This window comes from Pseudoalteromonas rhizosphaerae, from assembly GCF_902498845.1.
In the GTDB taxonomy this organism is placed as follows: domain Bacteria; phylum Pseudomonadota; class Gammaproteobacteria; order Enterobacterales; family Alteromonadaceae; genus Pseudoalteromonas; species Pseudoalteromonas rhizosphaerae.
The window spans coordinates 90,466-102,427 of the sequence record NZ_CABVLM010000016.1; the positions used below are offsets into that span (position 1 = coordinate 90,466).

The following is an 11,962-nucleotide window of genomic DNA, read 5'->3' on the forward strand; positions in this document are numbered from 1 at the left end:
CTAAACAGAGCCATTTATTGGCCCATGCTCATGATGAACATGCGGGTTTTGACCGCGTTGACGTAGTAAATGATCCATTAAAGTAATGGCCATCATCGCCTCGGCAATCGGGATTGCACGAATGCCAACACATGGATCGTGACGGCCTTTGGTGATCATCTCAACCGATTCATTACTCGTGTTAATACTGTTGCCAGGGATGGTAATACTCGATGTCGGTTTGAGTGCAATTGACGCGATTATATCTTGCCCTGTAGAGATACCTGCAAGCACCCCACCGGCATGATTTGAGGTAAAGCCTGCTGGCGTTAACTCATCACGATGCTCTGACCCTTTTTGCTCAACCACATCAAAGCCGTCGCCAATTTCAACGCCTTTTACTGCGTTAATACTCATTAGTGAATGTGCAAGTTCTGCATCAAGGCGGTCAAATACCGGCTCACCTAAACCAACAGGTACATTCTTAGCCACTACTTTTACTTTCGCGCCGACTGAGTCACCTTGTTTTTTAAGGTCGCGCATATAGTCGTCAAGCGCGTCTAACTTGCTTGCATCTGGGAAAAAGAAAAGATTATTTTCAACTTCATCCCAATCGTAATTTTCAGCTTTAATTGGCCCTAATTGACTCAGACACGCACGTACTTCAATACCATGAAATTGCTTTAAATACTTTTTAGCAATCGCACCTGCGGCAACACGAATAGCGGTTTCGCGAGCAGATGAACGGCCACCACCGCGATAATCGCGTAGGCCGTATTTATGCCAGTACGTGTAGTCACCATGACCTGGGCGAAATACGTCTTTAATTTTGCCATAATCTTGTGAGCGTTGGTCGGTATTTTCAATTAATAAACCAATACTGGTGCCGGTGGTTTTACCTTCAAAAACACCCGCTAAAATTTTAATTTGATCGCTCTCACGGCGCTGCGTAGTGTAACGGCTTTGCCCTGGCTTACGACGATCTAAATCGATTTGTAAATCTGCCTCAGTGATTTCAAGACCTGCGGGCGTGCCATCCACAACACCGCCTAAGGCGACGCCGTGGCTTTCGCCAAAGGTGGACACTTTAAATAACTGCCCTATGCTATTACCTGCCATTAACTTTCCTCATTCCTAATGACTACTAAGTACCGAGCCTGAGGCTCGGCTTTGATTTTTGTGGTGATCAGTCTGCGAAATATGCAACGAGTTGTTTTTTGCTGATCACAAATACGCCAAATCCACCTTGCTCAAACTCAACCCATTCAAAAGGCGCATTTGGATAAAGGGCATCCATGTGTACCATAGAATTACCAACTTCGACAAATAACAAACCGTTATCAGTTAGATGATCGGCCGCTTCACTCAAAATAGTACGGGTTACATCAAGACCATCATGACCTGATGCCAAGCCAAGCTCTGGCTCATGGTGGAACTCACGCGGTAAATCAGCCATATCTTCGGCGTCTACATACGGAGGGTTTGCCACGATCAGGTCATATTTCTGCCCTGGTACACCGCTGAATACGTCGGATTGAATAGGTAATACACGGTCACTTAACTGATAATCAGTGATATTGATATCAGCAACTTCGAGTGCTTCATAAGAAATATCAACGGCATCAACCTGCGCTTCTGCAAAAGTTTGTGCTAATGCAATCGCGATACAACCAGAACCGGTACATAAATCTAAAATACGATTTACCGATTCAGGCTCAGCTAGCCAAGGTGAAAAGCGATTATGTATTAACTCTGCAAAAGGTGAACGTGGGATCAATACGCGCTCATCGACATAAAATGGCATATTAGCAAACCATGCAATATTAGTCAGATAAGGTACTGGCGTGAAATCATTTATACGTTCTGCAATTAATCCCGCAAGGCGGTTTTTTTCGGTGCTAGTTAACCGTGCATGCATTAATTCTTTTGGTGCATCAATGGGTAAGCTTAACGCGGGCAGTAACAAGTTGACTGCTTCATCCCATGCGTTATCAGTTCCATGACCAAAGAAAATACCACTGCTGGCAAATTGACTCGTGGTCCACCGTAGCCAATCGTGTAACGTTGACAGTTCTGCTACAGCTTCATCTAAGGTTGCTTCTTCTATTAATAATTCGCTCATATTCGTTATCTACCTGCTGCTTTAGAAAATATCAATTCAATCGAGGCGCAATTAAGGCCCCATGATTGCCCTATTGTAACGCTTTTTTACACAGTTTTTACTCTGTTTTCACTCGATTTCTAGCGTTTTTTTGTTTAGACTGCCGCTATGAAAAAAGATCCTCTCTCAAACGCAGATATTAGCCCTGACGACATCGATATGTTTCGTCAAAGTATTAATGGTGCCCGTGTATTTAAACAAGACACGCATCGCTTTGCTAACAAACCTAAAATCTCACAAGCTAAGCTGTTTGCCCAGCAAAAAAAGCAACATCAGGCAGAATTTTTCTTTTCTGATGAATATGTGCCAGATATTGATACCAACGGAACGGTTAATTATGTGCAAGACGGTCAAGATCGTTTTTTAGCAAAGCAGTTACGCCGAGGTGACTTTGTACCTGATTTAACCCTTGATTTACATGGTTTAAATAAGGAGTTGGCAAAAGATGAACTCGCAGGACTGATCCATGAGTGCAAAAAGAAGCACTACTACTGTGCGTGTGTAGTACATGGTATTGGTGGACATATACTCAGACACAAAGTGCCGCAATATTTAGTACAGCATCCAGATGTCATAGCAATACACCAAGCGCCACTTGAATACGGTGGTAAAGGTGCAGTACTTATTTTAATAAACTTACCACAAAGTGATGAATTTAGACGCTAAGCGTTAACGTTATCCCTATTTCAAGGCAACAGTGCAGTGCATATTTTCTCTATCATCTTTCCGCTGATTTTCATTGTTGCGCTTGGTTTTAGTTGTTGTAAATTAAAGTTTTTTGAACAGCAACACATTGCAGGGCTAAGTAAGTTTACTTTTTACATTAGCCTGCCGGCATTTTTATTTTTAAATATGTCGCAAATCGATTTACAGCAAAGTATTAGTTTATCGGCCTTTCTGAGTTTTTATATTCCTGTACTGAGCGTATTTGCCTTAGGTATTTTGGTTGACCGCTGTTATTTAGCTAAGCAAAAAAATTATCAACAACACAGTGTATTTGGCTTAGCGTCGAGTTACTCAAACATGGTGTTGGTGGGCATTCCTATCATCATCGCATCCCTTGGCAAAGAAATGATCGCCATCGCTTTTATGATCATTACCTTTCATAGCACATTGCTGTTTGCACTCACCTATTTAATCGGCGCAAAGGGCAGCGAACATGCATTTTCATGGTCAAGTTTTGCTAAGAGCATGGTACTGAATCCGATTGTATTGAGCATCGGCTGCGGACTAATATTAAATGTCAGCGGCATTGTTTTGTTTGATAACCTAGCAAAGAGTTTAGAGCTTTTAGCGACCCCCGCCATTGCCTGCGCGTTATTTGTATTAGGCGCCAACTTAGCGTTTTACAAAATTGCAGCTAACTGGCAACCCGCATTAATCGCCTCGTTAATGAAGATTTTTTTACTTCCTGCTGGGGTATTTTTAATCGGTGCATACGCATTTGAATTAGATAGAGAGATTTTGAACGTGTTAGTGCTATTAAGCGCCTCTCCTGTTGGTGTAAATGCTTACCTTATTGCCAGTCAAATAGGTCAACATCAGGTGACATTAGCCAGTGCAGTTGTACTGTCAACGGTTTTAAGTGTGATTAGCTTTAGTTTTTGGTTATCGGTATTGCTTTAACCTTTACAAACCGCCAGCTACATCAACAAAGCTACCTGTGGTAAACGATGCCTGCTCAGAGGCTAAAAAGTAAATTGCAGCGGCAACTTCCTCAGGTTGTCCACCTCGGCCCAATGGCAGCTTGTCTTTAAGACGCTCCACCCGATTTACTTCACCACCGTCGCGGTGCATATCGGTGTAGATTAACCCTGGGCGCACTGAGTTAACACGAATACCTAACTTGGCTACTTCTTTGGCTAAACCAATGGTTAACGTGTCCATTGCTCCTTTAGATGCGGCATAATCAATATATTCATTTGGTGAACCGGTTTTAGCCGCTGCCGATGATACATTAACGATACTGCCGCCACTGGGCATTCGCTTAATCGCTTCTCGGGCACATAAAAAAGCGCTTGTTACATTGGTGGTTAGCACTTCATTTATACGCGAGGCTCCCATCTCAAGTAATGGCATTTGCGGTTTCAAAATACCCGCATTATTTATAAGCACATCTAATTTGCCAAATAACTCATCTACTTTTGTAAACAGGGTCAGCACTTGCGTTTCATCAGACACATCTGCTTGCACTATTTCGGCTTTTACAGCAAAGCCGCGTGCTTGCTCTGCTATTTTTTCTGCGCTGTGTTGATCCGTTTTATAATTAATACAAACATCATAACCGTGACTAGCAAAATAAATTGCGGTTGCAGCACCAATTCCTCGGCTTGCTCCGGTTATAAGTACTACTGGGTTAGATTTCATTGTCTGTCCTTATCTATACAAAATAATATTACGCCACATAAACCAATTTAAATTGTTCACAAACTAAGGGCATCATATTACTACGTTCAAATTTAGTTTCGGCAAGTTCCCGCTGATAATACGTCCAGTGCACTTTTCGCCAATAGTGAAGACTTTTATCTCCTTCACCTTCTAACGCCGCATATTCAGCGGTTATTTCGTTGTAAGGCACGATTGCGACACTCGTTGTTTCAATAACCCCTAAAGGCTCACCATGCCAGTTAGTGAAAATGGCTAAATCACCAACTTTGGGGAGCGCTTCTTTACTATGCTCAAACCAATAAAGTGATGTTGTGGTTGCTTGCTTTATGCCCTTTAAAACCAGTGCTGCACATTCATCGGCATCAATTTGATTATCACAAAAGTACCAAACCGGGAGCTTTGTGATTGAACGACTGTAGGCGTGATTAAATTCATTTATAAGTCGTTCAATTGCTTGGGGGTTACTTGATTGCAGCAACAACTGAAATCTCAACTAACAAAGCATCGCGGGCCATTTTAGCTTCCACGCAGGCACGTGCGGGCGCATGACCTGCTGGTACCCACGCATCCCAAACCGCATTCATATCGGCAAAGTAATCCATGCTTTTTACATAAATAGTGGCGCTGAGCATATGCTCTTTTGAACTTCCCGCCTCATTTAAAAGTAACTCAACTTTATCAAGCATAGTTTGCGTTTGTTCGGTGATGCCCTGCTCTGCGTCAGCACATACTTGGCCACATAAGTACACCGTACCATTGTGCTTAACGATACGACTCATGCGAGTTGCGGTTTGAATACGTTCAATTGTCATAAAATTGTCTTTGCTAAATTAGTGTGTAGCTAATTTAGCAAATTTAAAAAGGAACGCAAGGTTTGGGTATGAGGCTAAACTGCTACGTTATTAGGTGCATGAATACTGAGGTATTGGCTTTTATGGCGACTTTCATCGTAACTCAATACGGCAACCGCTCCAGTGTTAAATATCGGCATATTCCCAGCACTCAATTGGTCAACTAAATAACTAACTATTGGCATGTGAGCTACGACCAACCAGGTATCGCATTGTGGATGCATCGCGATGAGAGTTTCTAGATAATCGGCGGCAATTTGTGGATTGCCTTCAGGGATTATATCGCTGCAAGTTTCTTCGAATAAAAAAGCGTTATGCTTTTTTACTCCTTCCGCTGTTTGCTGAGCACGAATGTAAGGGCTTACTAACAATGCCGTTGGGGTATGCGTTGCTTGCAACCATAAACCCATTTTTTCGGCCTGTTGTTGGCCAACCGAGGTCAAATTTCTACTTGCATCGTCAGCTTGCATCGGTGTTGCTTCGCCGTGGCGCATTATTAAGATTGTTTTCATAAAAAATCAACCGATTAAAGAATATAAAACAGTAGCCAGTTTGCCTGTTTGTCCGCTATATTAAAACAACGTCACACATTTCGCTTATGATATTCAGGTAAAAATCGCCAAGCAATTTAATCGCAGCCCTGAAGTTATCATTGTTGTTAACGAGTAAACTTAACGTTTCAGGAGCATCATTTGAATATCAGCCGCAATGATAACAGAACATACCGTGCCCTCACACTGGACAATGGTCTAAAAGTCCTGTTAGTGCAAGATAAAGATTCAACTAAAGCCGCTGCATCGATGGCCGTGAATGCTGGTCACTTTGACGATCCTGTTGATAGACAAGGGCTCGCACACTTTTTAGAGCATATGCTTTTTTTAGGCACAGACCAATTTCCGGAATCCGGCGGGTTTGGTAATTTTGTTTCCCAATCCGGTGGCAACACCAACGCATGGACCGGCACCGAGCACACGTGTTATTTCTTCGATATTAACAATCAAGAGTTTGCACAAGCACTGAGCCAATTTAGCCGGTTTTTTATTGCACCTTCTCTCAACCCTGGCGAAACTGAAAAAGAACGTAATGCCATTGATGCAGAATTTAAATTAAAAATAAAAGACGATGGCCGACGCATCTATCAAGCACACAAAGAAACCGTTAATCCTGCTCATCCATTTGCTAAATTTTCAGTGGGTAATCAGCAAACCTTAGCGGATCGTAATGGCTGTGTAAGCAAAGAATTGCGAGATTTTTTTAACACCCATTATCAAGCCCAGTGGATGAGCTTAGTGGTCTGCGCTGATGCAGAAATTGACACTATGGTGCAATGGGTAACTACATTATTTAATGATATTAAAGGTCAGCAGCAACCAAAACCAGTCATTGAGGCATCACTTTATCGCGCGCAAGATCTTTGCAAAGTACTGCATATAGAACCGCATAAGCATATGCAAAAACTCATAGTAAGTTTTGCGATGCCTAATATTGATGATTTTTATCGCCATAAAACCGTTAGTTTTATTGCGCATTTATTAGGGTATGAAGGGCAAGGGTCGCTTTACTCTATTTTAAAAGCGCAAGGTTGGATCAATGCCCTCTCTGCTGGAGGTGGCATTAACGGTAGCAACTTTAAAGATTTTAATATCAGCATGGCACTGACCGATGAAGGAATTGAATACTATGAAGACATCGTTGAAATGGTGTTTGAATATATTTGTTTAATTAATCAAAACATCGATAAATTACCGCGCTTATATCAAGATAAAAAAAATCTATTGCAAATCGCCTTTGATAACCAAGAAAAAGCCCGCTTAATCGATTGGGTCAGTAATTTAAGCATCAACATGCAACACTACGATGAAGCCAATTATGTGCAAGGTGACTATCTCATGGATGGTTTTAATCAAACGGCTCATGAAACTGCAATGCAATGGTTAACGCCGCATAATATGCGCTTGGTGTTGATCCATCCTGATGTTGAACCTGAGCATACCACTCAGTGGTATCACACGCCCTATCGGATCGAAAGTATTTCTAGCTGTTGGCTGGAAGCGCTGTGCGAAATTAATACTCCACTACCAGAAATGCTATTACCTACAGCAAACCCTTATCTAACCAAAGAAGTGTCATTGTATGACGTTGAGCAGCCACAAAATCACCCACAATTATTAGTAAAAGAACCTGGCTTTGATTTTTGGTTTAAACAAGACAACACTTTTCGAGTTGCCAAGGGGCACTTTTATTTGGCGATGGATTCTGACTTTGCTGTTAAAGATATCAAACACATGGCACTTACTCGTCTATTTGCAGACTTATTTATGGATAGTGTTGCAGAACAATTTTACCCAGCAGAGTTAGCTGGTTTAAGTTATCACTTAACCTCACATCAAGGTGGCTTAACCCTGCACACTGCGGGACTCTCATCGAGCCAATTAGAATTAGTTGATGAATTACTCCAAGCGTTATTTAACGTCGATATTTGCGCTAAACGTTTTGCCGAGTATAAAAAACAGTTAGTCCGCCATTGGCGTAACAGCAATCAAAATAAACCCGTTGGTGAATTATTTAGCGTGCTGGGTGCAAAAATAATGCCGTGGAATCCAGAACCAGAGCAGCTTGCTGTGGCACTTAAAGATACCAGCTTTCATCAGTTTAATTGTTTTCGCCGCGAGTTTTTTAATGCCTTGCATGTAGAGTCATTTTTGCACGGTAATTGGCGAGAAAGTGATGCAATTGAGTTTCAAAAAAAGATTGCTCACCACTTAGCTAAATCAGCAACGATTGAAGATCTAACCCGTCCGTTATTTGAAATAGACAAAATAACCCGCTCGCAACTGACCCTAAATTGTAGCGATCATGCGATGGTTATTTATTACCAAGCACAAACCGATGACGTTGTTGAAAAAGTAAAAATGATGGCGCTAAACCATCTTATTAATCAAGATTACTTTAATGAACTTCGTACCAAACAACAGTTAGGCTACCTTGTGGGCGCAGGTTATGCGCCCTTTAATACTCGTGCGGGCATCGCCTTCTACGTGCAGTCACCTAACTACAGTGCAAGCGCGATTTTTGAGCGTCATAATGCGTTTATTGAGCAATTCCTTGCTTCATTAGAGCAATTAAATGAAGAGCAATGGCAGCAACAAAAACATGGCTTAACCACCCACATCGCCGAAAAAGATAAAAACCTCCGGCTGCGTTCACAACGCTTGTGGCTTGCCATTGGTAATCAAGATCATCACTTTCATATGCAACAAAAATTGTTAGAAGCATTGGAAAACCTTAGTCTTGTGCAGATAGTTACTTATATTCGCGAGACATTTGCAGAACATAGACCAAGATATGAGCTACTAAGCGTACCTAAAACAAACAAAACGACAAAAAAGCTGATTTCTTCTCATTCTCTTTGACACAACACCGTGCTTCAATTAGATTATCAAGTGCAAAATACAGAAGTGCCCTATGATAATAATAAAAATAATATTCAACACATTCATATTCGCCTCATTATTACTCTGCTTTAGCCCATTGGGCTATAGCGAGCAATTAGTCGATCAGCAAACTTTAATGCTTTATTTACCGAGTGCATTTGTTACGTTAGTGCTGCCTTACTTATTATTCACAATCTACAAATTACGCCGCTCACGACGCCAATTATGTATTTCTGAACGGCGTTTAAAAAGCACGGTTGAAGGCAGTGGTGACACACTTTGGGATTGGAATATCAAAACTGGTGAAGTACTGCGCATTAACGATAAATACATGATGGATAGAAATACCATCATTGATATTCCACCTAATAAAGCCCTTATTCACCCTAATGATATAGCGCAAGTTGAATTACTGTTAAAGCAACACTTTGCGGAGCAAACCGCTTTCTTTGAAGCCAGCTATCGCATTAAAGACAGCTTTGATCGCTGGCATTGGGTACTCGACAGAGGCAAGATCATTGAAAAAGATACCAATTTAAACCCGCTAAGAATGACTGGCACGGTACGCGATATCACGCAATTAAAATCAACCGAGGCACGCCTTAACTTATTCGCTAAATGTGTTGAATCACTCACTGATGCATTAGCCATTTACGATAAAAACTTTAACCTGGTTGATCTTAATCCCAGCTTTTTATCGCAGTTTGGTGGGAACCGAGATAACTATTTAAACAAGCCATTTACCTTACCAGGTTACGAGCAAAGTTATATTGATGATATTAAAAATACTGTTCGTCTTACCGACCATTGGCAACAAGAAGTTAAACTGCGCAACAGTGAGCGAAAACTACTACCGATTGAAATCTCAATCGATGAAATTAAGAATGAACATAATCAAATTTGTAACTATGTCATTGTATATTCAGATTTAACCGAGCGTAAAAAAGCCGAATCACAACTACATAACTTATCAAATCGCGATCGTACAACTGGCTTACCTAACCGAAATCTATTTTTTACCGATCTTAAAAAGCTGGCAAAACAAGACAGCCACCATGCATTACTAGTATTTGATTTAGATAACTTTAAAAAAATTAATGACTCATTAGGGCATCAACTAGGCGACAGTTTACTGGCAAAACTAGCAATGCGGTTGAGTAAACTCACCCGTGAAAAAGATGTGTTTTACCGCTTAGGTGGCGATGAATTTGCCTTAGTTATGTCTGGCACTAACGATATTCATACCATTACCAGAATGGCAAAACAGTTTTTAGCCGCCATTGCCACGCCATTTAAAATGGCAGGTCACGAATTAGTGATCACTTCAAGTGTCGGTATTGTGTTATTCCCAGAAGATGGCAATACCCCAGAACTACTGCTTAAAAATGCCGATACTGCGATGTACCATGCGAAAAAGAAAGGTAATAGCTACTTATTCTTTAACGACACCATGAACCGCCAAGCAGTAAAACGCCTGCAAATTGAAAACTTAATGCGATTTGGTTTAAAAGAAGATCATTTTGAAGTTTACTACCAACCAAAAATGAATATCCGCACCGGTAAATTCACTGGAATGGAAGCCTTAGTGCGTTTTATTACTCCGAAAAAAGGCATTATTAGCCCTGGTGTGTTTATCCCCATCGCAGAAGAAACCGGGCAAATCATCGAAATTGGTGAAGTGGTACTTCATAAAGCATGCCGTGATGTTAAAGCCTGGCTGGATGCTGGCTTATTTAATGGCCGAGTTGCGGTAAACTTGTCTGCTAAACAATTTAGCCTACCGGATCTAACTACTCGTATTGATGTGATTTTACAAAATCACGCCTTGCCATCGTACTTTTTAGAACTTGAAATTACTGAAGGTACGGTAATGGACGACCCACAAGATGCTATTTCGATCATGCGCTCTCTCAGTGCCCGTGGTATTCATTTAGCCATGGATGACTTTGGCACTGGCTACTCATCACTTGCATATTTAAAGCAGTTTCCACTTAATACCCTAAAAGTTGATAAAGCGTTTATTGATGATATGCAAACAGAGCGAGGCCGTAATATGGTTGACTCAATAGTTACTATTGCACATAACTTAGATTTACATGTGGTGGCTGAAGGGGTTGAGCAAGCAGAGCAAATTGCAATCTTAAAAGAGCTTAATTGCGAAACGATGCAAGGCTACTATTATTCAAAACCTTTATCGCGAGCTGAATTTACAGAATTTTTGAAGAAACAACAAAACCAAGCGGCACTTAGTTTAGTACAACAGGCGTAAATGACAGCCTAAGGTCGCCATGTGCACGCTTGTATACCCACGCAGCGCACTAATGCACGACGATAATGTAAGTTAAACAAGCACCATGCAACGGGGCCTAACAACCCTGCTAGCAGCAACCAGCGTTTAACTGGCATACCTTTTTTAATTGCCTGTGCATACATAACGACAATAGATACAACACTGATCAATAAATATTGCAAATTCACCACACCCATACCGCTTAAAATTAACCTGCAATGTACAATAATTAGTTCTTTATTTTCACTAATAAAATCAGAATATTTAATTCTTTCAGTAACAAGAATGATATACAAAAACTATTACTGTTGCTATTATCTATCCGTGTATTTGCGTGTGCAATACACATTTAAAGGATAATTAAATATTTCTAGGAGATATCATGTCAGAAAATACTTCAAATGTATACGAAGCACCAGCAGCAAACCTAACCAAAAATAATGAAAGCGGAGATAAACCTGTTTTAAATTTTGATCGTTTTTCGGCTTGGGGAGTGTTCTTTTTAGCAGTCATTACTTTTGGAATTTATGGTGTATATTGGCTAATAAGCAGAACCAATAAAGCCAATGCATTAGCAACTAAACAAATTAGCCAAGGATTGATATATGGTTATTTAGCTTTATACGTAGTGAATTTAATTCTCTCTTTTACGGGAGCACTGCCAGTGTTGTCAATTATTATTTCGCTAGCTTCTATCGTGGTCGGATTAATCTTTATTTTTTCGTTACGTTCTTCTATTTCAGAACTAATCAATAAAGGTAGTAGTGAACCCGTTAAGCTCAATGGCGTTTTAACCTTCTTCTTTAATATAATTTACTTCCAGTACAAAATTAACGAAGCAATTGATCAACAGAAATAA

At 40.7% G+C, this 11,962-nt stretch carries 12 protein-coding genes; 5 read left to right on the plus strand and 7 right to left on the minus strand.

Annotation, left to right across the window (positions count from 1 at the left end; all coding sequences use genetic code 11):
• Together aroC and prmB are read right to left on the minus strand one after the other, a co-directional pair.
• On the minus strand, nt 1–1,098 hold the full coding sequence (gene aroC, locus PSR9079_RS20190; RefSeq protein ID WP_149983024.1) for a chorismate synthase: 1,098 nt from the start codon (nt 1,096–1,098) through the stop codon (nt 1–3).
• Between the two features lie 67 nt (nt 1,099–1,165).
• Nucleotides 1,166–2,101, minus strand: coding sequence for a 50S ribosomal protein L3 N(5)-glutamine methyltransferase (prmB, locus tag PSR9079_RS20195; RefSeq protein WP_145240383.1), 936 nt, complete (start codon nt 2,099–2,101; stop codon nt 1,166–1,168).
• Between the two features lie 147 nt (nt 2,102–2,248).
• Between prmB and smrB the strand changes: the two genes are divergently transcribed.
• Entirely contained in the window at nt 2,249–2,806 is a 558-nt protein-coding gene (smrB, locus tag PSR9079_RS20200) for an endonuclease SmrB (RefSeq protein ID WP_145240381.1), read from the plus strand.
• A gap of 36 nt (nt 2,807–2,842) precedes the next feature.
• On the plus strand, nt 2,843–3,766 hold the full coding sequence (locus PSR9079_RS20205) for an AEC family transporter (protein WP_149983025.1): 924 nt from the start codon (nt 2,843–2,845) through the stop codon (nt 3,764–3,766).
• Nucleotides 3,767–3,769: 3 nt separating this feature from the next.
• Here PSR9079_RS20205 and PSR9079_RS20210 read toward each other — a convergent pair whose 3' ends face one another.
• The 4 genes from PSR9079_RS20210 to sixA form a co-directional block, all read right to left on the minus strand.
• Nucleotides 3,770–4,507: an SDR family oxidoreductase gene (locus PSR9079_RS20210; protein WP_149983026.1), complete on the minus strand. Its 738-nt coding sequence runs from the start codon at nt 4,505–4,507 to the stop codon at nt 3,770–3,772.
• A 28-nt stretch (nt 4,508–4,535) separates the two neighbouring features.
• Nucleotides 4,536–5,009: an ASCH domain-containing protein gene (locus PSR9079_RS20215; RefSeq protein WP_149983027.1), complete on the minus strand. Its 474-nt coding sequence runs from the start codon at nt 5,007–5,009 to the stop codon at nt 4,536–4,538.
• On the minus strand, nt 4,990–5,340 hold the full coding sequence (locus PSR9079_RS20220; protein WP_149983028.1) for a RidA family protein: 351 nt from the start codon (nt 5,338–5,340) through the stop codon (nt 4,990–4,992). The genes PSR9079_RS20215 and PSR9079_RS20220 overlap by 20 nt, the downstream gene beginning before the upstream one ends.
• Nucleotides 5,341–5,414: 74 nt before the next feature.
• Nucleotides 5,415–5,891, minus strand: a complete 477-nt coding sequence (gene sixA, locus PSR9079_RS20225; RefSeq protein WP_179959228.1) for a phosphohistidine phosphatase SixA — start codon at nt 5,889–5,891, stop codon at nt 5,415–5,417.
• Nucleotides 5,892–6,071: 180 nt separating this feature from the next.
• Between sixA and PSR9079_RS20230 the strand changes: the two genes are divergently transcribed.
• Together PSR9079_RS20230 and PSR9079_RS20235 are read left to right on the plus strand one after the other, a co-directional pair.
• Nucleotides 6,072–8,792: an insulinase family protein gene (locus tag PSR9079_RS20230; protein ID WP_149983029.1), complete on the plus strand. Its 2,721-nt coding sequence runs from the start codon at nt 6,072–6,074 to the stop codon at nt 8,790–8,792.
• A gap of 157 nt (nt 8,793–8,949) precedes the next feature.
• Complete coding sequence (locus PSR9079_RS20235) at nt 8,950–11,082, plus strand: putative bifunctional diguanylate cyclase/phosphodiesterase (protein WP_246175623.1); 2,133 nt, start codon at nt 8,950–8,952, stop codon at nt 11,080–11,082.
• Between the two features lie 8 nt (nt 11,083–11,090).
• Here the strand turns inward: PSR9079_RS20235 and PSR9079_RS24290 are convergent, their stop codons facing one another.
• On the minus strand, nt 11,091–11,399 hold the full coding sequence (locus PSR9079_RS24290; protein ID WP_149983031.1) for a hypothetical protein: 309 nt from the start codon (nt 11,397–11,399) through the stop codon (nt 11,091–11,093).
• A gap of 86 nt (nt 11,400–11,485) precedes the next feature.
• Here PSR9079_RS24290 and PSR9079_RS20245 point away from each other — a divergent pair, with 86 nt between their 5' ends.
• Entirely contained in the window at nt 11,486–11,962 is a 477-nt protein-coding gene (locus PSR9079_RS20245) for a DUF4234 domain-containing protein (protein WP_149983032.1), read from the plus strand.

What these genes read in the sequence shown, in the direction of transcription:
- aroC (WP_149983024.1), bottom strand. Translation starts at nt 1,098, where the DNA reads ATGGCAGGTAATAGCATAGGGCAGTTATTTAAAGTGTCCACCTTTGGC.
- prmB (WP_145240383.1), bottom strand. Translation starts at nt 2,101, where the DNA reads ATGAGCGAATTATTAATAGAAGAAGCAACCTTAGATGAAGCTGTAGCA.
- smrB (WP_145240381.1), top strand. Translation starts at nt 2,249, where the DNA reads ATGAAAAAAGATCCTCTCTCAAACGCAGATATTAGCCCTGACGACATC.
- PSR9079_RS20210 (WP_149983026.1), bottom strand. Translation starts at nt 4,507, where the DNA reads ATGAAATCTAACCCAGTAGTACTTATAACCGGAGCAAGCCGAGGAATT.
- PSR9079_RS20220 (WP_149983028.1), bottom strand. Translation starts at nt 5,340, where the DNA reads ATGACAATTGAACGTATTCAAACCGCAACTCGCATGAGTCGTATCGTT.
- sixA (WP_179959228.1), bottom strand. Translation starts at nt 5,891, where the DNA reads ATGAAAACAATCTTAATAATGCGCCACGGCGAAGCAACACCGATGCAA.
- PSR9079_RS20235 (WP_246175623.1), top strand. Translation starts at nt 8,950, where the DNA reads ATGCTTTATTTACCGAGTGCATTTGTTACGTTAGTGCTGCCTTACTTA.
- PSR9079_RS20245 (WP_149983032.1), top strand. Translation starts at nt 11,486, where the DNA reads ATGTCAGAAAATACTTCAAATGTATACGAAGCACCAGCAGCAAACCTA.